Annotated in this window: 23 protein-coding genes and 2 pseudogenes; 16 read left to right on the top strand and 9 right to left on the bottom strand. The window is 40.1% G+C overall.

What is annotated here, in order from left to right; translation table 11 throughout:
• Positions 1–109: 109 nt before the first annotated feature.
• The 5 genes and pseudogenes from LG003_RS08395 to LG003_RS08375 all read left to right on the top strand — a co-directional run.
• Positions 110–1,373 (top strand): annotated as a pseudogene (locus LG003_RS08395) (VENN motif pre-toxin domain-containing protein); the annotation flags it as partial.
• Between the two features lie 1,006 nt (positions 1,374–2,379).
• Positions 2,380–2,868, top strand: coding sequence for a hypothetical protein (locus LG003_RS08390; RefSeq protein WP_112876405.1), 489 nt, complete (start codon positions 2,380–2,382; stop codon positions 2,866–2,868).
• Between the two features lie 300 nt (positions 2,869–3,168).
• Positions 3,169–3,414, top strand: a complete 246-nt coding sequence (locus LG003_RS08385; RefSeq protein ID WP_262980521.1) for a hypothetical protein — start codon at positions 3,169–3,171, stop codon at positions 3,412–3,414.
• A gap of 179 nt (positions 3,415–3,593) precedes the next feature.
• Entirely contained in the window at positions 3,594–3,842 is a 249-nt protein-coding gene (locus LG003_RS08380; protein WP_112876403.1) for a hypothetical protein, read from the top strand.
• 520 nt (positions 3,843–4,362) lie between these two features.
• Positions 4,363–4,662, top strand: a complete 300-nt coding sequence (locus LG003_RS08375) for a type II toxin -antitoxin system TacA 1-like antitoxin (protein WP_315903382.1) — start codon at positions 4,363–4,365, stop codon at positions 4,660–4,662.
• A gap of 7 nt (positions 4,663–4,669) precedes the next feature.
• On the opposite strand, the gene LG003_RS08370 is transcribed toward LG003_RS08375, so the two are convergent.
• The 3 genes and pseudogenes from LG003_RS08370 to LG003_RS08360 form a co-directional block, all read right to left on the bottom strand.
• The gene (locus LG003_RS08370) at positions 4,670–5,989 is read right to left on the bottom strand and encodes a hypothetical protein (protein WP_146747883.1); all 1,320 of its coding nucleotides are present in this window, start codon (positions 5,987–5,989) and stop codon (positions 4,670–4,672) included.
• Between the two features lie 133 nt (positions 5,990–6,122).
• Entirely contained in the window at positions 6,123–6,635 is a 513-nt protein-coding gene (locus LG003_RS08365; protein ID WP_146747882.1) for a hypothetical protein, read from the bottom strand.
• Positions 6,636–6,802: 167 nt separating this feature from the next.
• Positions 6,803–7,318: pseudogene (locus tag LG003_RS08360) on the bottom strand (transposase); the annotation flags it as partial.
• A gap of 219 nt (positions 7,319–7,537) precedes the next feature.
• Here LG003_RS08360 and movA point away from each other — a divergent pair.
• The 9 genes from movA (at position 7,538) to LG003_RS08320 (ending at position 14,886) form a co-directional block, all read left to right on the top strand.
• The gene (gene movA, locus LG003_RS23615) at positions 7,538–7,609 is read left to right on the top strand and encodes a methanobactin-like peptide MovA (protein ID WP_449301333.1); all 72 of its coding nucleotides are present in this window, start codon (positions 7,538–7,540) and stop codon (positions 7,607–7,609) included.
• A 58-nt stretch (positions 7,610–7,667) separates the two neighbouring features.
• Positions 7,668–8,219, top strand: a complete 552-nt coding sequence (locus LG003_RS08355) for a hypothetical protein (RefSeq protein ID WP_262980520.1) — start codon at positions 7,668–7,670, stop codon at positions 8,217–8,219.
• 47 nt (positions 8,220–8,266) lie between these two features.
• The gene (locus LG003_RS08350) at positions 8,267–8,869 is read left to right on the top strand and encodes a multinuclear nonheme iron-dependent oxidase (protein WP_262980519.1); all 603 of its coding nucleotides are present in this window, start codon (positions 8,267–8,269) and stop codon (positions 8,867–8,869) included.
• 3 nt (positions 8,870–8,872) lie between these two features.
• Entirely contained in the window at positions 8,873–9,652 is a 780-nt protein-coding gene (locus tag LG003_RS08345) for a multinuclear nonheme iron-dependent oxidase (protein ID WP_262980518.1), read from the top strand.
• Entirely contained in the window at positions 9,627–10,133 is a 507-nt protein-coding gene (locus tag LG003_RS08340; protein WP_112879069.1) for a hypothetical protein, read from the top strand. The genes LG003_RS08345 and LG003_RS08340 overlap by 26 nt, the downstream gene beginning before the upstream one ends.
• On the top strand, positions 10,102–11,331 hold the full coding sequence (locus LG003_RS08335; RefSeq protein WP_262980517.1) for a hypothetical protein: 1,230 nt from the start codon (positions 10,102–10,104) through the stop codon (positions 11,329–11,331). Before LG003_RS08340 ends, LG003_RS08335 begins: the two co-directional genes overlap by 32 nt.
• A complete protein-coding gene (locus LG003_RS08330) occupies positions 11,292–11,834 on the top strand; it encodes a GNAT family N-acetyltransferase (protein WP_262980516.1) in 543 nt (180 codons plus the stop codon). Before LG003_RS08335 ends, LG003_RS08330 begins: the two co-directional genes overlap by 40 nt.
• 512 nt (positions 11,835–12,346) lie before the next feature.
• On the top strand, positions 12,347–13,714 hold the full coding sequence (locus tag LG003_RS08325; RefSeq protein WP_262980515.1) for a cystathionine beta-synthase: 1,368 nt from the start codon (positions 12,347–12,349) through the stop codon (positions 13,712–13,714).
• Between the two features lie 17 nt (positions 13,715–13,731).
• A complete protein-coding gene (locus tag LG003_RS08320) occupies positions 13,732–14,886 on the top strand; it encodes a trans-sulfuration enzyme family protein (protein WP_262980514.1) in 1,155 nt (384 codons plus the stop codon).
• 91 nt (positions 14,887–14,977) lie between these two features.
• On the opposite strand, the gene deoD is transcribed toward LG003_RS08320, so the two are convergent.
• From deoD to LG003_RS08295, 5 genes are all read right to left on the bottom strand, one after another.
• Positions 14,978–15,694, bottom strand: a complete 717-nt coding sequence (deoD, locus tag LG003_RS08315) for a purine-nucleoside phosphorylase (protein WP_262980513.1) — start codon at positions 15,692–15,694, stop codon at positions 14,978–14,980.
• 76 nt (positions 15,695–15,770) lie between these two features.
• Positions 15,771–16,994 carry a phosphopentomutase gene (gene deoB, locus LG003_RS08310; RefSeq protein WP_262980512.1) on the bottom strand — a complete coding sequence of 408 codons (1,224 nt, stop codon included), beginning with the start codon at positions 16,992–16,994 and terminating at the stop codon, positions 15,771–15,773.
• Positions 16,995–17,190: 196 nt separating this feature from the next.
• The gene (gene deoA / locus LG003_RS08305; RefSeq protein ID WP_262980511.1) at positions 17,191–18,513 is read right to left on the bottom strand and encodes a thymidine phosphorylase; all 1,323 of its coding nucleotides are present in this window, start codon (positions 18,511–18,513) and stop codon (positions 17,191–17,193) included.
• A gap of 73 nt (positions 18,514–18,586) precedes the next feature.
• A complete protein-coding gene (gene deoC, locus LG003_RS08300; RefSeq protein WP_112879077.1) occupies positions 18,587–19,366 on the bottom strand; it encodes a deoxyribose-phosphate aldolase in 780 nt (259 codons plus the stop codon).
• 504 nt (positions 19,367–19,870) lie between these two features.
• Positions 19,871–21,136 (bottom strand): NupC/NupG family nucleoside CNT transporter, encoded by a 1,266-nt coding sequence (locus LG003_RS08295; protein ID WP_192881044.1) that lies wholly within the window; start codon positions 21,134–21,136, stop codon positions 19,871–19,873.
• Between the two features lie 639 nt (positions 21,137–21,775).
• Between LG003_RS08295 and LG003_RS08290 the strand changes: the two genes are divergently transcribed.
• Entirely contained in the window at positions 21,776–22,471 is a 696-nt protein-coding gene (locus LG003_RS08290; protein WP_112879098.1) for a phosphohydrolase, read from the top strand.
• Between the two features lie 105 nt (positions 22,472–22,576).
• Here LG003_RS08290 and LG003_RS08285 read toward each other — a convergent pair whose 3' ends face one another.
• Positions 22,577–23,350 (bottom strand): TatD family hydrolase, encoded by a 774-nt coding sequence (locus LG003_RS08285; RefSeq protein WP_262980510.1) that lies wholly within the window; start codon positions 23,348–23,350, stop codon positions 22,577–22,579.
• A 582-nt stretch (positions 23,351–23,932) separates the two neighbouring features.
• Between LG003_RS08285 and LG003_RS08280 the strand changes: the two genes are divergently transcribed.
• Positions 23,933–24,064 carry a hypothetical protein gene (locus LG003_RS08280; RefSeq protein ID WP_255566991.1) on the top strand — a complete coding sequence of 44 codons (132 nt, stop codon included), beginning with the start codon at positions 23,933–23,935 and terminating at the stop codon, positions 24,062–24,064.
• The last annotated feature ends 26 nt before the right edge of the window (positions 24,065–24,090 follow it).

Raw genomic sequence — 24,090 nt, 5'->3', positions numbered from 1 at the left:
CAAAACCGGGGCTATTTTTTCCACCCGCATTAGCCCGACAGGATAATGTTAACTTAATTCAAATTTTCAAATGAAACCAAAGCCGCCTTAGCGGGGTACAAGCTGTCCAGAACAGGACAGCAACCGCTACGATATGAAGCAACAAAATGTCAGTGCCGGCGTTAGTGCCACTATCGGCTCAGGTGGTTCATTGAACCTCAGCGCCAGCCGCGACAAAATCCACAGCAACTTTGACTCCGTACAGGAACAAACTGGACTGTTCGCTGGTAAAGGCGGATATCAAGTGAAAGTGGGGGAACACACCCAGCTTGACGGCGCAGTAATTGCCAGTACCGCAGACAAAGACAAAAACACCCTCGATACCGGCACTCTGGGCTTTGGCGACATTCAGAACAAAGCGGATTTTAAAACCGAACACCACAGCGTAAGTGTCAGCACCGGCGGTTCAGCAGGCGGCATGTTTCTCAGTAACATGGCGGCCAATACTCTGGGCGGCGCTAACCGGGAAGGCCATGCTCAGAGCACCACTCACTCCGCGGTCAGCGACGGTACCCTGATTATCCGGGATAAAGACAGCCAGCAACAGGATATCACCACCCTGAGCCGGGATACCGACCATGCCAACAATGCCCTCAGCCCTATCTTTGACAAAGAGAAAGAACAGCAACGGCTGAAACAGGCTCAACTGATTGGCGAAATCAGTGCGCAGGTGATTGATATCGCCAGTACCGAAGGGGCCATTATCGCCACCAAAGCGGCCCACGCCAAACTGGAAAACATCAGTGACCCGGATAGAGAAGCGGCCATAAAAGTACTGAAGGATAAAGGTAAAACCGACATCACCCCGGAACAAATTAAAGACCAGATTTACAAGACCGCCTATAATCAGGCATTGAATGAATCTGGCTTTGGCACCGGTGGGAAATACCACACCGCTTTACAGGCTGCCACCGCGGCCATTCAGGGACTCGCGGGCGGAAATATGGGTCAGGCGCTGGCGGGCGGCGCTTCCCCTTACCTGGCCGGGGTGATTAAAGACCTGACTACCGACCCGAAAACCCATCAAGTGGATGTCGTAAGCAATACCCTGGCCCATGCGATTCTGGGGGCAGTGGCCGCTGAAGTCAGTAGTAACAACGCGCTGGCCGGTGCGGCAGGCGCAGCGGGCGGTGAACTGGCTGCCCGGGAACTGATGAAGCACATTCACGGCGAAAATGTTAAAGTCAGTGACTTAAGTGAAGAGGAAAAACAGACCATCAGCACCCTCTCCACTCTGGCAGCAGGTCTGGCAGGCGGCATTTCGGGAGACTCCACCGGCAGCGCCGTCACCGGTGCCCAGGCCGGGAAGAATGCGGTGGAGAATAACTTCCTTACGGCCAAAGATGTTTATGAACTGAAAGAAGAACTACTGGAAGCAGAAAAGACTGGCTCAGATAAGCAGGTAATTTACGACAAGTTTAAGGAGCGCAGCGAGAAAAACCGTCTGGAAGGTGTGGCGGATAACTGTTCCCATAATCCGGGCTGTGTGGTGTCCGTCTGGGAAATGATGAACTCGGGAACAGACGCCGCCAGTGGCCTGAACCGAACTTCGCTCTTCTCCAGTCTCAGCAGTGAGGAGATGGCACAGTTAAACCGCTTTGTGCAGGCGGAGGCTCAGGCGATTTACCAGTCGCTACCGGATGTAGTAAAGAAAGCTGTTGAAGGAAAGGAGTTCGCCGAGCAGTTTGGTGTAATGCCGAAAGTGGGCAGCAGTAGCGGAATAATTGGACTGGGGATAGCAGGGAGGAAGCCCGCAGCAAAAGGCACGCCAGAATCTGCCGCTAAACAGGAGAATCATCCAAGTACGGAAACTACAAAAGTACCTCACAACCAAACTGTAAAACATGCTAATAAGACTTTTGAAATTAAGTCACTCCCGGATATGCATGGTAAAGAGCATATTACAGCAGTAAAAGGTGATGCCAAAATACCTGTTGATAAAGTAGAACTGTATATGCGTGGTAAGGCAGCAGGTGATCTTGATGCACTTAAAAAAGAATATAATGCACTTAAAGATTTGCGGATTCAGAACCAAAGAGAATTTGCTAAAAATCCAGAAAATAAGACAAATTTATCTATTTTGGAGAAGAAAATTCACAATGTTGAACGTTCCCAAGAGATGAATAAAGTGTTAAATAACGCCGGTCTTCCTGATACTAAAACTAATAATAATATGATTATAGGCAAACTGTTGGATTCAGCAAAAGATGTTACACCTGAAAACAGGAAAACGTCAGTTGTTGTTTCAGGAAACAATGGATCGGTTAGAGTTTATGCAACTTGGACAATCTTACCTGATGGTTCAAAGAGGTTAGCTACTGTTCAGACAGGAACTTTCAAATGACAGAAAAAATAGAACTTAACGAATTAGTTTCAGGATTAGAAAGCTATCTTGAAAATGGTTATATAAATGCGGATTCATATGAAGATCCTGCGGATGATGCAATAGATTATCTAGGAGAACTATTGTTGAAAGATTCTGGATATTGTTTGCATTTTTGTAAAAAAATCCTAAATTCGAATCATCTTGATGGTAATTTTGTTAAATCTATTGCTTTAGATTTTTTGATTTTATCGGAATCTAATTGGTTGGATGCTTTTAATTATTTACTCAATAAAGCTGAAAACCTATCTATTCCGGAATTAGAAAAAGCATTGTTTTACTTCTATTGCGCAAAAAATGATCCAGAACCACATCCTGTACCAGAAGGTCTTTTTGAGAAATTAGTAAAAAGATATCAGGTAGTAAAAAATGAACCCGAAGCAAATTTTTATCATCTAGATGAAACGTACAATGATTTTATTAAAGCACATTCATTGGATTTTTGACTAGCTATCAGGGTAAAAGATCCCGGTCATAATGAACTGTCCCCGAAAATTGGATACCCAACAAGTAGGGGAAAGTTCTGTATGAAGAAATACAGGAAGCATTTGCTCAATATTATCTTTCTACCGCCAGATGAGATAACTAGATGCTTACACTTTATTCAGGGTGAGCAAAGTGGATTTAACCGTCCAACAGGACATCACCAACCTCGGCAGACAAATTTAGGTCCGTGACCATATTTCTGCATTGGCAGGCCGGAATATCACCAGCGCCTCTACCCTGCGTGGAAAAATACTTTTTGTATGTCAAAAAGACAGAGATGGAGAAATAAAAAAATGTGGCCTTTAGCTGATAAGTTATTATCTATTTGCAATAATGACATTTCTTCTGTTAAGTCAGAAAAATACATTACTTCTGTTTATGGGCCATCATTAGTAGATGAATTAAGTTATCTATTAACGAAAAAAAATGGACTTTATGGGTTTGAGTCAGCCTTACGAGTTTTTCCATATGAAACAGTGAGCGAAAAAATCGGCCTAATAGACTAGAAGAACAGTGAACTATGGATTGACTCATATGAAGATATGGCTAAAGACGCTCTTTTTTTTGCAGAAGACACTTTGGAAATCAGTTTTGTTTAAAAGGTGATTACATCTATACATTCGATCCTGAAACGGGTTTATTTGATAAATTGGCTGAAAACATAAATGAATGGTGTGGAATTATATTGGAAGATTACGAAGTTCTAACTGGGTATTATTTAGCACATTCTTGGCAAAAAATTAATGGCCCTATTCAATCTGGTTATCGTTTAATACCTAAAGTTCCCTTCGTTGCAGGAGGAGAATATAAACTGGAGAATCTTTATTTAGCCCGTTCATTTGAAGCTATGAGGATTAGAGCTAATTTTGCTCTGCAAATACGGAATATCTCTGATGGAGAGAGTATAAAAATAGGTATAACAGATTGGAGATAACATGCAATTTATAACAAATTAAAATAGAATTTAAACCAATATGAAGTGCCTCAAAGAGTTGAGCAGTTTACACTAAACGGCTAATGATACCTGACTCAGACCATTTAATTTTTAGCCATGCTCTCAATTTGCTGAAAAACTTATTTAAAATACAAGATGTCGTCTCATCATCTAACATTTCAGATACAGATTACCCGCTAAAAATATTATCAAAGTCGTCTCCTTTTAGAAAATAGATTATCTGATTAAATTATTCATACGACTATCCTCCATTTTTCATTGATAGCTTTATGACATACAGGGTTTAAACTACTATTAAAAGTCATTTTTTTAATCTCTCCTCGTTAAACACGCACTCACACACTGATTTTTTCAATCAAGATATAATATTTAAATATTCAACTAGGCGTGTTTTCATGGCAAAACAAAACGTAGTAGAAACAAGGTTAAATCTGCGTATAAATTAAAAATTTAAAAATACGGTAAAAACCGCAGCATCTGTTTTTAATACCGAATATGACTGGTTTCATTAATACAAACAGTAAGTAAAGAGGCTCAGAAAATGATTGAAGAAAATTCTAAAATTATCTTATCGCTAGAAGATAAAAAGTTAATCCTCTATCTATTGAATAATCCTCCAAATCCTAATAATAAATTAAAAACTGCTGCTTTGAATGAATTACTGGATACTAACGTGATTTCGGGAACAAAATCAATACCCAGAAGGATTAACAGACAACTTTATTATAGCACCGTGACTTTAGCATGGCCTCGGTGCCGCCGGTGTAATCCTTCCGTTTTTTCGGAGAAAACCTTTTAATTTCCACCTAGTTTTCAATGTATATCTTAGCTATTTTCTCAAATAAAGAGCTTTTACTAACTTCCCTTAGCTTTAATATATCGTTGGTAAAAGAACGTAGGAAAATAGATGTAATATTTTGTTCCATAGCATTTACCTGTTTACCCTCTTTATCCATAGTCAGAATATTGTAAATTAAGTTCTCTTTTGCAATCGTTTGATTAGGTGAATTGCATGGTGATACAAAATATAATAAGTCATTTCCCCTCGGTTGAAGATAAATATGTTCATACTGACTATTCTGTTTAGGCGCTAAGTAATAGGGTAAAACTGTTTCAATCGGATTACATACTCTATTCACTAAATTCTCATCTTCCAAAGCATATTCAATATTATCTATTTTCTGATTACCGATGATCCTGGGAATTCTATCCGAGTGATATCGACTAAGACATATTTTTTCAACATTATCAAATAAATAAAAAGACTCATTATAAAGTTTTGGGATTTTTTTCATAAATTTACATTTTTCTTCAAGGGCCGACTGACTCTCTACAAGTGAATGCTCATTGATAAAAAGCGTTTTATTATGAATATCAATATCAACTATTGAAGCAAGTATTTCCTTATTTTTCTTATACTCCGCTGGAATCCTAATATATACAAGAGTTATCTTTAAATCTGGAAGATCAATTTTTTCAATCTTCTTCTCTTTGAAAATATTCTCTTTTAGCCAAAGTTCACTCTTGATCTTTTGGATTTTTATAAGTATTTTGTCGCTTAATTTTTCCAATCCGGTTTTCTTATCGTTTTCCACAATATTATTATCTAAATCTATACCCTGAATAACCGTTTCATCTTGTGCTTTAAATCTATTAGATTTCAATTTCGTATAGTAATCCGCTTCAACATTATCTATTCCCTTTTCTCTCATAGGCTTAAATGCATCCCATGTCGTGTTTTTAGTTTCACCCTCAACCAATACACTGGTTTTAGATCCATCATCCAATGAATTGAAAACCAAATAGTTTTTATTTTTATCCAATGCGTTAAAATCTTTAGCAGAGGAATAAGTTAATTCTTTTAATTCAAATATTTCCTTAATCTCTTTTTCCAAAAACATTTTGGATTTACTATCAGCAGAATGCTCTGGAATTCGAGCATCTATTAATACCAGAGGATATGATAAATTCTTATTAACAGTAATAAAGTCATGAAATATATAATCAGCTTTAAAGTATCTTTCATTAAAAGAGATCTCTGCATGATTTAATAGTTCTTTTATTTTTTGTATAATCAAGTTATGAACATAATTTTTACTATTTCGATATCCTTTCATGAATCGCATGAATTTTTTCTTAGAATATTCATTTGTATTGATATTATCTTTGACTTGAAAATTATTTCCTTTAGTCCTATACCCAATGGATTTCAAGATGCATCGCGACGGCAAGGGAGTGAATCCCCGGGAGCATAGGTAACTATGTGACCGGGGTGAGCGAGTGCAGCCAACAAAGAGGCAACTTGAAAGATGACGGGTATAAACAACAATTGAGTTTCTTCTGTATTGAATGAATCCACTTTTTTTCAATTCTAAAGACCTTTCTATGTAAATTTACGACTAACTCTTTTTGATAAAAGAAATGAAAACGTGGATAAAAAGCATCAATTATATTCCCTCTCTGTTCTTCTGATAAATAAATTCGTGAATTATAAAATACAGGTTCTATTTCATAATTCTCTTCAGGCTCTTTAAGAAAAATTCTTTTAATATGAAATCCCACAATCGCAGAAAAAACATTGCATAAAAAATTGCTATTTTCTTCAAATTTATCAATAAACCCTTTTATGTCATATTCCTGGTCGGAAAGATAAAAAAAGTGAACTGCTTTACAGACCGCTGACAAACCCCATTTAAAATAATGAGGTTTGTTTTTTTCATTATGAAAAATGCTGTGTCCATTTTTTCTCACTAAGCTGGTCTGAGCACTCACCCAGATGCCATTTTGGACCCTGCTACACTAAATATTCCCCCATCCACAGATGAAAATCAGCAACTCTATCTGCTTGATATTTTGAACTGTTGCCACCAAAAGGCATTGTATTTTCACTTTCAGCAACCCACAAAAACGGGCCTAATGGTGCCCATGATACTGCTTTAATAGGCACAGGGGGGCACAGCTCGCTGTTCGTTCCTTGATTTGTGCAGATTGATACTGGTTTTCAAACGGGTGCTGTCAGTACAGAGTACCCGTCCACCGACCAATCTTTTGGCGATCGCTTACTCAACAATGTTGTAAAAAATTTGCCGGAAGACCTCGCTGTGACTGAAACGACGACGACATTTCTAACTCAGGGTTGAGGCATCAGAGACCTTCTCTGTCAGTCCGAGGCGCAGAAACCAGCGGTAAGCCACATTAACCTGAATTTCCTGTACCAGACGGCGTTCACTGGAAATACCAAATAAAAATAGTCCAGTAACATCATCTTGAGCAACATAACTGGATCGATAGCCGGTCAGCCATTATTGTGGCAATACAATGGGACTACTAATTCGCGGATAAATTAGAAATCAATGACGGCATCGACTTGACGGACCAAATGATTTTTAAGGACCAGCTCATCAAACAAGAGCGTTTCTGGTGGGAAAGTCTGGAGAGGGTGGTGTTCTTAACATGGTGGCAAGCCCGGTTTATTGAACGGAGCTTAATTAAAGCAAATTGCGGGGTGAAAAACCAAAACTTTGTCAATAACCTGATCATAACATATCATTAACATTTATTGTGATATAAATCACAATTAAAAAGAAAATAAAAAGACATTGTAAATATTATAAATTATATATTGAGGTTACTTTATGAAAAGTCATTTTTAAAATTAAATCGAGGATATAAACATGCAAAAGAAAACATCTGTTGAAGTTGAAGTTGAAGATAAAGAAATGACCTGCGGTTCATACAATAAATAAAAATATTAGCGTATGGCTAACCAATTTGGTTGGCCATGTTCTACATAAGGAGGCGGGCATGAGAATAGCATGTGGTTTTAATCCTAATTTTCTTAGCGGTGAAATACACATACCGAGTAAAGTATCGATGATAGAATTAGGGATTACTGCATACAATATTTTATCAGTTGCAGAAAAAAGAACTCCATTCGAAAGATACAATGGAAAATTCTCTCTTCACATCGCCAGAAGTGCAATAACAGAAGATATGCAATCAGGCTGTAACTATATTAATAACATTATGCCACGAATAATCAATACGGAAAAAACAATTAGCATTGGTTTTCATTTGTGTGGAAGTAGAAAGGATAACATTGGTAAGTATGGTTTTACTCCCCATTATGAAAGAAGCAAGAGGAAAGAAAGAAATGCTATAAATTTCTTAAAAATGGTTTCTCAAACATATCAGATAGATACATGGATAGAAAATTCAAACTTTTACTCTGGTGAACCAAGTGAGATCTCTAACGCGATAATGAGCGCGAATTACATAAGTAAAGAAAGTAATTCTATACCCTATGGATTTCAAGATGCATCGCGACGGCAAAGGAGTGAATCCCCGGGAGCATAGCAAACTATGTAACCGGGGTGAGCGAGTGCAGCCAACAAAGAGGCAGCTTGAAAGATGACGGGTATAAACAAATAGTTGACCTGGCTCATCTAATCATCAATTCAGTAAATGCAAAAGTTGATCCTCTTATATTTATTGGAATGATAGATTGGGATAATGTAGTCGAGATTCATCTATCAGGAATAATTGAGGGAAAGGATGGGACATTTCATGATGGACATTCAGAGAGAGTTCATCATATTGTTTGGGATTCTTTTGAGAAAATAATTTCCAGCAAATTAATCAAAGAAAGTTGCTATATAAATATTGAGCACACAGAAAATTCTTGGTTAAAGAACTTATCTGGTTATAATAATGACTTTGAAAAGCTGAATTCAATATTATTAAAAAATAAAGAAACAAGTAAACCCTCAAATACCAACATGAATGATTATGCGAAATCATACCTATCAAGAACTCTGCTAGCAGCCATAAAAAACAGGAAGGAAATTGAAATCGCTAAGTCGGAAAACATTGAGTCACTTATATCTAGTTGGATATTAAGTATAGAAGGAAGTGAAGTAAACTTATGCCTAACAAAAGAAGAGGAAGATGAAACTATAAATTCAGTTCATTATTTAAAATCATTCGAAAGTTTTGTGAATAGGTGAATCATGCAAATAGGAACCAATTGGTTTGGAAATAGAGAACTAAGCATTCTAAAGGAAATAATATCACTAAGAAAGGTCGACTTCATAGAGATATTAATAGATAACTTTTTGCAGTGCTCTCCTGACTCAATACTTGACATAAGCAAAGGATTACCGATAGCGTTTCATATCATGAACTCTAAATATATGCACAGAAGCAAACAAGATTTAGAGAGTATAGGGAAAAGAATAAGAGTACTCCAAAAAGAACTAAATCCCATATATATATCTGATCATGTTGGTGTTTTTTATCATAATAGCTATCCTTTACCAACAATGGGTGAAGTAGATTACTCTTCTGAAAAAGATAAATACTTCGATTCAGTAAGCCTTTGGCAAGATATAATTGGCGAAAAAATTTATTTAGAAAACTTCCCTTCAATACTTGATGAAAACGCTAGGCTACAACCAGATTTTTTTAAAGAAATGACAAAAAAATGCGGCAATGGACTTTTGTTTGATATATCAAATGCTGTGATTGCACAAGAAAACACGGGAACCCCATTTGAAGAATGGCTTGATATAGAAATGAACCATCTTCACATTGGTGGTTATGCAGAAACATCATTACGCCCTAGTTTCTTGGTTGACACTCATGCAGATAGAATATCTAATCTTTCATTAGAGTATTTTAATAAATTGGGAACAGAAAGTAAGGACAACCTTACATCACTATCAGTTGAAAGAGATGATAATTTTGTATTAGGAGACTGGATTAATGACATCGAATTATGCAGACAATAGAAATTGTTACTCTTATGTTGTAACTGGAGAATCCGCATCAGAACTACCAAAAAACAAATCAGACTCTCTATCTAAACTCATGATCTATAACATAACTAATGTACTAAACACCCCTCTGAGCAGATCTAAAGCTGAAGTTTCTTTTGAAGAAGTAGAAGAATTTATACGTTGGGCAAACAAAAGGAAATATCATCTCGACTGGAGAATATTTGTATACTTTTTATCTTTCAGACATGAAAGTAAAAAGCATCTTACAGATGAGATGATTAATGATTTATTAATCTTCTCAGCAAGCCAATGGACTTATTTTGATAAAAGCGATAAAGAAGAGATAATAATATATTCCAAGATTAAAGAAGGATATAAGTTTATAGCAAAAAAGTCAAAAAAAGCGTCAATTGCAAGAAAATTATACATAGCTAAGATTGATATTATGGATGATGGATCTCATGATAGAAGAAAAGAAATTATATATATTTGACAAGGGTATTATATTGCCATCAATAACAATGTTTAAGAGTAGAATGTTAAACATGGCAATGCAACTTATTATTACCGCACTAATATATCAATTGTCTACAGACGATGCCGGATTTTTTTTACTATCATCACAGTTGATTCAGATATTTGTTGTTGCTTCATGTACCTTTTTCATCGGCATTAATATAAAATCAGACATTAAAAATAAAAACTACATTTACAAAAACTACACTTGGCTTTTAATAACAGGGACGATAATAGGCTTATTAATAACTCTAATATCTGTGATATCAATACATTATTACAGTGACCATACAGTAACAAAAAAAATAGCATTGATACTATCAATCGGAATTATACCATTATGTATATATTCTGTTAACTGCGCAATTCTAGAGTCTACAAAACAAGAAAGGTACATGGTAAAAGTCAACTCATTCAGTATATTAACAAATGTATTCGCCATGATTGCATTATACTTATTTACTGGTGATTTAATATTTTCTATTGCTCTTGCTATCAGTATCTCAAGGGCATACATGGCCATCTCATCTTCAATCCCATTAATAAAATTTATAAAATGGAAAAAAGTTGACTTACCTTACATTAAGGATATTGTGAATATAGGAATAAATGAGGCTTTAACATCTACATCATTAGTGATATTGATGTCTATTTTAATAAGGTTTGTATCGACATTAATTTCAAACATAGAATTATCAAAATTATTTGTTTACATGGGGGTTATGAATTACCTATTTGTTACGGGCTTTTCTGCTGTTATTTCATTGGCTTCAAATTACAGAAGTGATGAGAACAATTTTTTAAATATAGCGATAGGTACCAATTTATTTTACCTTATTATCTTTTCAACCTTCTCACCATTAATCAGTTTGATGGTATTCAATACGCTAACAGAAACAATAGATATAATAACTTGTGCATTAGTCATATTCTTTGACTTGATTGCCGTATCTATTATTAACAGAATAAGGAGCAAATCACCAAATTCAAAATCTGTATATCTTAAGGTGATTCCCATTATCACCGTACTTGTGGTCACCTCTACATTAATTAGCCCGACATCATTCGAAATCTTATTGACTTTTGTATGCAGTAATATACTGTATACGCTAATTTCATTAATATGGTACTCGCTATGGAAAAAGAAATCTTTATTTTTAGAGAAGTTAACGTAGAAGATGCAAACAATCTTATTGTTTTTTTTAATGATTTGGATAACACATCGGAATTTATGTTGCTTGAACCGGAAGAAAGAAAAACAAGTGTTGAAGAACAGACGGATATAATAAAAGGATTCGGAAAAGACAGGCAAATGTTAATATGCGAAGATAGCAAAAACATTATTGGATTTATTGTTATATCTAGAGGAGTGTTCAATAGGAACAGGCATCTGGGTTCTATTGTTCTTGGAGTAAAAAAAGAATATAGAAATAAAGGCATAGCAAGAACCCTACTCAACAAAGCGCAAGATTGGTCACGGAAAAATGGAATTAGTAGACTTGAATTAACCGTTGCAATAAAAAACACATTGGCAATAAAGCTGTATTTGTCATCAGGTTTTATTTTTTCTGGCATCAGAACTAGCTCACTATTTATAAATGGTGAACTGACAGATGAATACTATATGACTAAAGGAATATCTGAAACAGTAATAGACAATGAGGCAAACAACCGGTGATTAAGCTAAGATTTTTTGTGGAAGGAACAACATATGGAGAGTATGTGATGATTACGCTATTAAGCATAAAGAAGAAATTAGTCAGAATACGCGTCTTGCCGTGTTATCAATAAGGGCTTTAGGTGAAGAATTCCCGTGTAAATAGCATTTTTCAGATCGTCGGGGTACTCCTACATTAGATGAAAGTTAACAGAGTTTTGAAGCAACTCAGACCGTTAACAAACCTCATTGAAAATAACGGGATTTGTCAACGGTCTGAAAAGTGAACCACTTTATTATTCCAAAAATCATCGTTTTTATTCCGATTAGCTCCTGACAGTAAATTAAATGATTTTATTTACTTCACACTTTAATAAATCAGGAAATCTAAACGTCTATACTTCTTCACATCTAAAACAAAACTAATATATTCCTTTTGGCTATATATGGTTGCTATTCATTCTTTCAAACAAATACATATACAGAGTTATCCTCCATAACTATCTGAATACAACGGATTATCTGGAGATGATATGACCACATCACGCTCTGTTCTCAATATGATTGGCAATACCCCGTTGCTGGAGTTAACGCATCTGAATACCGGTCAATGTCAATTATTTATTAAGCTGGAGAATCAAAATCCCGGTGGCTCTATTAAAGATCGCGTCGCTCTTTCCATGATCGAACAGGCGGAAGAACAGGGATTGCTTCAATCTGGTGGTACGATTATTGAAGCTACGGCGGGTAATACCGGCATCGGATTGGCACTAGTCGCCGCCTTGAAAGGCTATAAATTGATTCTGGTCGTTCCAGATAAGATGAGCCGGGAAAAGGTGTTTCATCTGCGTGCACTGGGTACCGATGTACGTCTTACCCGTTCTGATGTCAGTAAAGGTCATCCAGAGTATTATCAAGACTATGCCCTACGTCTGGCGCAGGAGATTCCCGGTGCTTATTATATCGATCAGTTCAATAATCCCGCTAATTCAGCAGCACACACTACCTCTACCGGACCGGAAATCTGGCAACAAATGGACCACAATGTCGATGCAGTGGTGCTCGGTGTCGGGTCAGGCGGTACGCTTGGCGGCTTGAGCCACTATTTTGCTCAAGTTTCGCCGGAAACGGAGTTTGTTCTGGCAGATCCAAATGGTTCTATTCTGGTGGACTATATTGAACACGGCAAATATGGCGAAGCCGGAAGCTGGCAGGTAGAAGGCATCGGCGAAGATTTTATCCCTCCTCTGGGCGATTTTAGTCGAGTGCACCACGCATACCGTGTCAGTGATGCAGAGGCTTTTTCCAGTGCCCGTGATCTGTTGCTAAAGGAAGGTGTTCTGGCGGGCTCTTCCAGCGGAACTTTGCTCGCCGCTGCACTGCGCTATTGCCGTGCGCAAACCACTCCCAAACGTGTGGTTACGCTAGCATGTGACAGTGGAAACAAGTATCTGTCAAAAATGTTTAACGATTATTGGATGCTGGAACAGGGATTCAAATCGCGTGTGCAACAGCACGATCTCAGCGATTATATTACTTACCGCTATCAGGATGGCGCTACGGTTTTTATATCGCCAGAAGATACGTTGAAAACCGCGCATACCAGAATGCGTTTGTATGAGATTTCTCAATTACCGGTGCTGAAAGGAGAACAAGTCGTTGGCATTATCGACGAGTGGGATTTGATGCACACCGTGCAGGCTGATCCACATAATTTCAGCCTGCCCGTTAGCCACGCCATGACTCATCAGGTGAAAACGCTGGATAAAAACGCTTCTCTGCAACAATTGATGGCAACTTTCGACGCCGGACATGTGGCGCTGATCGTCGATAATGGCCGCTTTCTTGGGCTGGTAACTCGCACAGATGTGCTGAACGCATGGCGTCAGCAACTTAATTGATTTTTAGGAATAACTCTATGACCAAGTTTGATACTAAAACTGTTCACGCTGGCTACACTCCGGATCACACTGGCGCGGTAATGCCGGCAATTTATGCAACATCAACTTACGCCCAATCAGCCCCCGGCCAGCACTCTGGTTATGAATATTCCCGCAGTGGCAATCCGACACGTGATGCTCTGGAAAGCGCGATAGCCGAACTGGAAAACGGTAGCCGAGGCTACGCTTTTAGTTCGGGGCTGGCTGCCAGTTCTACGGTGCTAGAACTTTTGGATAAGGATAGCCATTTGGTGGCAGTCGATGATCTGTACGGTGGCACCTATCGGCTACTCGAAAAAGTACGTAGCCGCACTGCCGGTTTACGTGTCACTTATGTGGAAGCCAATGACATTGCCGGCCTTGAAGCCGCTATTCGTCCCGACACAAAAATGATTTGGGTGGAAACCCCCACCAATCCCTTGCTGAAACTGGCCGATCTGACGGCTATCGCACAAATAGCGCAACGCCACAGTATTATTAGTGTGGCAGATAACACTTTCGCCTCACCGTATCTCCAGCGCCCACTTGATCTGGGATTTGATGTCGTCGTGCACTCCGCTACTAAATATTTAAACGGCCACTCTGATGTGATCGCCGGGCTGGCAGTGGTCGGAAAAAATGCAGAACTAGCAGAAAAACTGGGTTTTCTGCAAAACTCTATAGGTGGTGTACTCGATCCATTTAGTAGTTTCCTGGTGCTGCGCGGAATGCGGACACTTGCCCTGCGTATGCAACGCCACATTGACAGTGCATCAAAGATCGCACATTGGCTGGAGCAACAGCCTCAGATCAAAACCGTCTTCTATCCCGGCCTCGCTTCCCATCCACAGCATGAACTAGCAAAACGTCAAATGAAGGGCTTTGGCGGTATGATTTCTGTTCACTTAAAAGGTGATGATGATTATGCCCGCCGGTTAATTCAAGAGCTAAAACTATTTACACTGGCAGAAAGTCTGGGCGGGGTGGAGAGTCTGATCAGCCAACCATTTAGTATGACTCACGCGTCTATCCCATTAGAAAAACGCCTTGCTTCTGGGATCACACCACAGTTGGTACGTATTTCTGTGGGTATAGAGGATACCGAAGATCTCATCGCTGATTTAGCTCAGGCGTTGGAAAAAGCCGCGCAATAAAAGAGCTATGCCAGCCAATTTTTTCAACTGGCTGGCATTTAAATAAAAAGCGGCTCTTTTTATGCAATCAAAAGTAAATGTAGAACCAGAATTATTTATCACCCAACAGAACGGATTCCAATGCGATTTCAATCATTTCATTGAAAGTCGTCTGGCGTTCCTCGGCAGTCAGTTTTTCATGAGTACGAATGTGGTCAGAGACAGTACAGATAGTCAGCGCTTTTGCGCCATATTCAGCCGCAACACCGTAAAAACCCGCAGCTTCCATTTCTACGCCCAGAATGCCATATTGCTCCATTACATCGAACAGTTGTGGATCGGGTGTATAGAACAGCTCAACCGAGAAGATGTTACCTACACGTACATTGATGTTTTTTGCTTTAGCAGCATCAACAGCGTTACGGACCAGATCGAAATCAGCAATCGCCGCAAAATCGTGATCTTTAAAACGTATACGGTTAACCTTGGAATCAGTACATGCCCCCATGCCAATAATTACGTCACGCAATTGAACATCTTGACGTACTGAACCACAGGAACCTACACGGATAAGGACTTTAGCGCCAAAATCAGTGATCAGCTCTTTCGCATAGATAGAGCAGGATGGGATACCCATACCATGCCCCATCACAGAAATCGGGCGGCCTTTATAAGTACCGGTAAACCCCAACATACCGCGTACATCGTTTACCTGCCGCACATTTTCCAGAAAAGTTTCAGCAATATATTTCGCACGTAATGGATCGCCAGGCATCAGAACAACGTCTGCAAAATCACCTATCTCAGCATTAATATGAGGCGTGGCCATAATTAAATTCCTTATTTTTTTATTTAATGGTTATTTTAGTCATACATGGCTGCCCAAAAGCAGCCAGTAAGTAGGTTCAGAGCATTGATTTGCCATATTCCATTGGCGACAGTTCAAAATATTCAGCGACTGTCTGTCCAATATCAGCAAAAGTTTCACGATGCCCCAATGAACCAGGTTGTACTTTTGGTCCATAAATCAGCACCGGAATGTGCTCACGAGTGTGGTCAGTACCAGACCACGTTGGATCACAACCGTGGTCGGCGGTCAGGATTAAAATGTCATCATCTTTCACCCGTTTCAGCATTTCAGGCAGACGACGGTCAAACAGTTCCAATGCCGCCGCATAACCCGGAACATCACGACGATGACCATAAGAAGAGTCGAAATCGACAAAGTTAGTGAATACGATGGTGTTGTCACCCGCTTTTTCCATTTCCACCAGCGTTGCATCAAACAATGCATCAATGCCGGTCGCTTTTACTTTTTGCGTAATGCCGACGTTTGCATAGATATCGGCAATTTTACCGATAGAAATGACTTCGCCATTTTTCTCATCGACTAATTTTTTCAGCATGGTAGGAGCAGGCGGCTTTACAGCTAAGTCATGACGATTACCGGTACGCTGGAAATTACCCGCCTTGTCTCCAACAAATGGGCGCGCAATAACCCGGCCAATGTTGTAACCGCCATCAGTCAACTCTTCACGGGCGATTTCACACAGTTCATACAGGCGATCTAAACCGAAAGTCTCTTCGTGGCAAGCGATCTGGAATACCGAGTCAGCAGAGGTATAGAAAATCGGTTTACCCGTTTTCATATGTTCTTCACCCAACTTATCCAGAATAACCGTACCAGAAGAGTGGCAGTTACCGAGATAACCTGGCAGATTTGCGCGTTCTACCAGTTTATCCAACAATGCCTGCGGAAAGCTGTTCTCTTCATCTTTGAAGTAACCCCAGTCAAACAGCACCGGGACACCGGCAATTTCCCAGTGACCTGACGGTGTATCTTTACCGGAAGAGAGTTCACTGGCGTAAGCGTAAGCACCCATAATGTCCGCGTCTTTATCCAAACCGACAGGGAAAGTTCCACAGGACTCCTCAGTCGCTTTCCCCAAACCTAAACGGCTTAAGTTCGGCAAATACAGAGGCCCTTTGCGACCGACATCAGCATCACCACGGGCACATGCTTCAGCAATGTGCCCCAAGGTGTTAGATCCTTTATCACCAAATTTTTCGGCATCTTCACTGGCGCCAATGCCAAAAGAATCCAATACCATGATGAATGTTCGTTTCATAAATTTTCTCCTGCGTCAAATCACACTATACCCGTTATCTTTCAAGCTGCCTCTTTGTTGGCTGCACTCGCTCACCCCGGTTACATAGTTTGCTATGCTCCCGGGGATTCACTCCCTTGCCGTCGCGATGCATCTTGAAATCCATAGGGTATAACAATGCGAAAATGCCACCATTATCTAATAATAAGTATGGTTATTATTCGCCAAGTTGGCGATAAACCATCGGTGCGGCTGGTTTGGCTTCTGTACCCAGAACGATAGCTTTACGTACTGCCTTTGCCACTTCCTGCCATTCATTCTCATTGTTGGCATGAATAATAGCTAAGGGTGTACCTACATTAACTTCTGAGCCCAGAGCAACGATATTGCTCAGCCCCACACTATAATCAATGCGATCTGTTGCCTTACGGCGCCCTCCCCCAAGGGAAACTACAGACATCCCTATAGCACGGGTATCCATATGCGTAATAAATCCATGCTGTTCAGCCAATATGGGTTTGCTGAAAACAGCCGTTGGCAAGTAACTGTCATAACGCTCAACAAAATCCGTCGGACCTTGTTGTGCAGCGACCATGCGACCAAAAATTTCGGCTGCTTTACCGTTATCTAAGACAGACTGGAGTCTATTGCGTGCATCTTCACGGTCTGTTGCCAAATGGCCGGATACCAGCATTTCAACACACAGTGCCATTGTAACTTCGAGTAAACGTGGATTGCGCTTTTCCCCCGTCAGAAAGCGAACAGCTTCACGAACTTCAAGCGCATTACCCGCACTGGATGCCAGAACCTGATTCATATCCGTCAACAACGCGGTAGTTTTACAACCCACGCCATTAGCCACGCTAACAATCGATTCCGCCAGTTGCTGCGACGCTTCATACGTTGACATAAACGCACCAGAACCCACTTTGACATCCATTACCAGTGCGTCCAAACCCTCAGCCAGTTTTTTGCCAAGGATAGAGGCGGTAATCAAGGGAATAGAATCCACCGTCGCGGTAATATCGCGAGTTGCATAGAAGCGTTTGTCTGCCGGCGCCAGCGAATGGGTCTGACCGATAATCGCCACACCAACATCCTGAATAATGTCACGAAAACGCCGCTCATCAGGAAAAATATCAAACCCTGGAATCGCTTCCAACTTGTCCAGCGTCCCGCCGGTATGACCTAAACCACGGCCGGAAATCATCGGCACATAGCCGCCACAGGCCGCCACCATCGGACCAAGCATTAGCGAAGTCACATCACCAACCCCACCGGTTGAATGCTTATCCACAATCGGGCCGTTCAAATTCAGGCTTTGCCAATTCAACACTGTCCCGGAGTCACGCATAGCCAATGTCAGGGCGACACGTTCTTCCATTACCATGTCCTGGAAGTGGATAGCCATCGCCAGCGCAGCAATTTGTCCCTCGGAAACGGTATTGTCACGTACGCCATTAACGAAGAAGCGGATCTCTTCTTCATTCAGTAGATGCCCATCACGCTTTTTACGGATAATTTCCTGTGTCAGAAGCAAAGCATTCTCCTAATCATGATTAAAATCGGCAAAGATTCAGCGGCTACGCACTGATTGATACGGTACTCGATTATCAATAATTGCTGCTTTGCTCTTGATTCTGATGCCCCAGAGTGCTTAGCAAACTGCCTAACAAACTGGAAGCTCCAAAACGAAAATGACGGGCATCAGCCCATTTGTCACCCATGATATGATCAGCTAATGCCAGATATTGTGCAGCCTCTTCAGCGGTACGCACGCCACCAGCCGGTTTGAAACCAACCGTTTCACCCACACCCATCTCATGAATCACCTTCATCATGATTTCAGCACTTGCCAGTGTGGCATTAACCGGCACTTTACCTGTAGACGTTTTGATAAAATCAGCACCTGCGTTGATTGAAATTTCAGATGCCTTACGAATCAGAGATGCCTCTTTCAGTTCACCGGTTTCAATAATAACTTTTAGTAGCACATCCGCTACTGCACAGGCGGCTTTACACGCTTTTACCATGTCAAAACCGACTTGTTCATTACCGGCCATCAATGCACGGTATGGGAAAACCACATCGACCTCATCAGCGCCATAAGCGATAGCAGCACGGGTTTCAGCTAAAGCGATATCAATATCGTCATTGCCGTGTGGGAAGTTTGTCACTGTTGCAATACGGATTTCAGGCGTGCCCTGTTCACGTAACACTTTACGCGCCAGAGGAATAAAACGAGGGTAGATACAGATAGCCGCAGTATTACCTGCCGAGCTTTTCGCCTGATGACAAAGTGCCGTCACTTTTTCATCTGTATCATTATCATTGAGTGTCGTTAAATCCATCAAACTCAGCGCACGTTGCGCTGCTGCGGTTAAATCGGTCATAAAACTCTCCAACGTTATTATCGCGGCTAGCTTCTGCTAGAGCCACACATGCTGTTAAACGATTGTTTGTTGGCGAGCGGACTTGATCCTTAAAGATGCCGCGATGATATGCCTACAGCGACAATTGAATTCCTTTTCACCGCACTATGCTCTCTTCGGCTTATGGTCCTTAATGCGAGCCACGCCTTGATCCTTGAAATTTGGCATATCTTATATTTGAACATTTCAACGTTCAAAAAATTGTGCCAAAAATCACACTAATTACATGTAATTTGCAAGATAATAATTTCAAATGTGATTTTTATCACATAAAACTATATTTATCATGGGATTTACCGGCAAATCCAACTTGCTTATCATCAAATAATACACGACAAAAAATATAACTCACGTCTAGTAAACAAGAAGTATGGAAGACGCTGCTTTTTCACCACGAATTAAAGATAAACCGGCAGGAAAATAGATTGCAGGCGGGATTATCCCACCTGCCTAATTTCAACAACGTTACAGAGCCAGGAAGAAGCCTGCGATAGTTGCACTCATTAAGTTGGATAGTGTGCCCGCGATAATGGCTTTCATCCCCAAACGAGCAACATCTCCGCGGCGGTTCGGTGCCATACCGCCCAGACCACCTAGCAGGATAGCAACGGAAGAAAGGTTAGCGAAACCACACAATGCGAAGGAGATAATTGCTTTAGTATGATCTGACAGAACCTGCAAGCCAGCAGCCGTAACTACATCATCCGGTTTCAAATAAGCGCCGAAGTTCATAAAGGCAACAAATTCGTTCACAACTATTTTTTGACCGATGAAAGAACCTGCTACCGTTGCTTCATTCCACGGAATACCAATCAGGTAAGCAATTGGCGCGAAGACCCAACCCAACACCAGTTCAAGAGAAAGTTGTGGATAATTAAACCAACCACCGATTCCACCGAGAATACCATTTAACAATGCAATAAGGGCAACAAACGCCAATAACATTGCACCGACGTTCAACGCTAATTGCATACCAGAAGCGGCACCAGAGGCGGCTGCATCAATGATGTTAGCAGGACGTTCCTCTTCAGCGACCAGTGACATTGCATCAACAGTGTCATGTGGCTTTTCAGTTTCAGGCACCATCAATTTCGCGAACAACAGGCCACCTGGCGCCGCCATAAAGGAAGCCGCAATCAGATATTCCAAAGGTACGCCCATTGATGCATAACCGGCCAATACCGAACCCGCAACGGATGCCAGACCACCACACATTACCGCAAACAGTTCAGATTGAGTCATGGTAGCAATATAAGGGCGAACAACCAGTGGCGCCTCAGTTTGGCCTACGAAAATATTCGCTGTCGCAGACAAAGATTCCGTACGTGAAGTTCCGAGAATTTTTTGCAGGCCACCACCCAATACTTTGATAACTAGCTGCATAACACCAATGTAGTACAACACAGCAATCAATGAAGAGAAGAAAACAATAATAGGCAGTACACGCAGGGCGAAAACAAATCCCCCGCCGCCAAACAGTTCAAACATTTTGGGGGAAACTAATCCACCAAAAATAAAATCCATTCCTTGCTGACCGTACTGGATAACACTAGAAACTCCCTCAGACATACCCATTAATATTTTCTTACCTGCGGGAACATAAAGTACGAAAGCACCGATAGCGATCTGAATCAAAAAGGCACCAAGGACAGTACGAAGTTTAATAGCACGATAATTACTGGAAAAGAGTACTGCGATCAAGATCAGCACTACCATCCCGACCAGGCTCATAAAGAGTTGCATTGGAAGAATCCCTGTTCACTTAATAATAAATTAAATATGTCAGTTGAACGTAAATCGCTCACTGACGCTGAGTCGGCGCTGATTATACTCAGTCATCGGAATGAACAAGCTATTGACATCACAAATATCTACTGAAAAAAGCAATAAAAAAATGATAAATGTGATGTAAATCACACAAATTACAAAAATAATCTGCAACAGATAATCTAATATCGGAATGGCAAAATAATCAACAATTAAGAAATAATTATCAGGTAAATGCAATTAAAGTGTGGTGCTTATGATCCGCAGGCAACAACTCTGTCATATATATTTACATCTATAGATAAGCAGAGAAGCAATGTTTCAAAAATAAATCTAAGAAAATAAGCCTATGTCTAAATTACGAGTAATTCCTCTATGGAGATAACAATTTACTCCTGAGTAACAATCAAACAATTGTGCAAAAACAATTAACTCCATAGTATCCAACCTGTAACGGTTAATAAATTTCCGTTAACGTCCTAAATACTAATATTTAGTTATTTTTCTACTGCATTTCAACTATACAAAATGGACAAGAATTATTATTATTAAAGTCAAGACAGGGAACAGAAGACCTATTATACCTTTAAGTAAATGAAAATAATGAAAACGAATATTCTAGAAGAACGTTTGAGAGAATTTTTAAAACATCGACTCGCAAACTCTAATGATAACGCTCATGATATTGGTCATCTGATCCGTGTTGCAAATAACGCGAAAAGAATCATGGAGAAAGAAGGAGGTGATCCTTTAGTTATCATTGCCTCAAGTTACTTACATGACATCGTGTCATTACCAAAGAATCATCCAGAAAAAAAACAGTCCTCAAAACTTGCAGCACAGGAAGCTGTAAAAATTCTATCTATTGAATTTCCAGAGTTCCCAAAAGAACTTTATGATGCGGTAAAACACGCAATTATAACCCACAGCTATAGCGCAGCCTTACCCCCAGAAACAATAGAAGCTAAAATACTCCAAGACGCAGACCGATTGGATGCATTAGGAGCCATTGGACTCGCCAGAGTATTTTATATAGCAGGTATGCTCGGTCAGGGACTTTTTCAGCATGATGATCCCTTTGCACTTAATCGCCCCTTGGATGACAAATCTTATGCAATCGATCACTTTCAGACAAAGTTATTTAAACTGCCCGAAAAAATGAATACCACAGAGGGTAAGAAGATCGCACAATTGAATGCCCAATATTTGGTGGACTTTTTGAGCAAACTATCGAGCGAAATTAAAGGTGATTTAATTGATACGGATGAATTTATAAAGGATTTTTTCAACGAAAATTAATTGCAAATATTATACCCTTGGAGCTTTGCATCTTAATCCATCATCGATTTATCCAGTTTCAGTTAACTGCATCTTTGCCAATAGTAGTTAAAATCACTTTGTAAATCATATAGCTAATCCAAATAACTCAATACTGTTATGATAAAGTTGGTTAGCAATCTCATCTGGAGCTTCGCGACGAAGCTCACATAACGAAGCAAACACTCCGGCAATTTTTTCCGGCCGGTTAGGTTCTCCCTGAAAACCGAAAAGTGGCATATCCGGAGCATCGGTTTCCAGCACCAGAGACGTTAACGGGAGTTCAGCCATTACGCGACGTGTTTTCTGCGCTCTTTCATAAGTAATGGTTCCCCCTACCCCAAGGTAATATCCCAAACTGATAAAAGCCTCCGCCTGCGATAAGCTACCCGCAAATCCGTGTACTACACCGGTACGGGGAAGGTTGATTCTTCTTAGGATCGCTGCCAGTTGATCATGGCTTTTTCGGGAATGAAGGATAACCGGTAATTCATACTGTTTTGCTAACCGCAATTGAGCGCATAATAGCGCTTTCTGTTTTTCAAATTGGGGTTCAGTCATATAGAGATCGAGCCCAATCTCCCCAACCGCCACCAACTTTTCGTGTTTCTGTTTTAGAAATTGTTCCAGATCCGCAAGATGCGCTTCCTGATGTTGATCGATATAAAGAGGATGCAAACCCAATGCAGCATAAATCTCAGGATAAGAACAAGCCAATTCAGATACCTGTTGCAAATTTGCACTACTAATAGCGGGGACAATAATTCTATCCACGCCAATCTGTACCGCTCGTTGCAGGCTCTGCTGTTCATCATCACGAAACGGAGGGAAATCAAAATGGCAGTGGGTATCAATGAACATGAAGCTATCCGTTATTTATCTGTTCTGACGATAGAAAAATTGAAAGCATACTGAATATCAATACCATTTTTGACGAAAGTTGTGTAGATACCTATGCCGATAGGACGAGGAGCCGTCACCCGGCAAAAGACCAGAAATGCCCCGATCAATTCAAGTCTGATTATTTTCAGGCTGAAACTGTTACGGGGTTTCTTTACCGCTATGATTAAATTAATTTTTTATTCCTACATTAATAAAAATTAAGCTTAACATAATAAGCTTTCACGCTATAAAGTCATGCCTCCATCAGTTAACAACTCTTACCAAATAGTGAAAATGATTCTAAATACCTAAGATAGATGATGAACTAGCCTATCATCATAAATTATTTTTCATTTTTATAACACTTTTGCTATCAGCACCTTGGATGAAATTTCTCATACTGGTCGTTTTGTTTATCTCTGTATTACCTGAATTGAACCAGCAATAAACAAACAGAAACAAAAGGAATATTTATGAATTGTCACACCAAGAAAGCTAGCTCGATTTTCGAAACTAACCTTCCAAGATGTTCTAATTCTAAGCCATGTAATGGTGACTGTTATGCAAAGTAAAATATCATTTTTATCAGGTATATCTGAACAGCCCCTGCTTGACGCTGGTTATCAAAACGCGCTAGTTGCCAATCTGAGTGACATCATTGTGCATCTGAATTACATCATTCGAGACGCATAAATTTTTTTTCTTTGTCGATCACAGGT

It is taken from the genome of Photorhabdus kleinii (genome assembly GCF_025384885.1).
Taxonomy (GTDB): Bacteria; Pseudomonadota; Gammaproteobacteria; order Enterobacterales; family Enterobacteriaceae; genus Photorhabdus; species Photorhabdus kayaii.
This window is presented reverse-complemented; position numbering and strand designations above follow the sequence as displayed.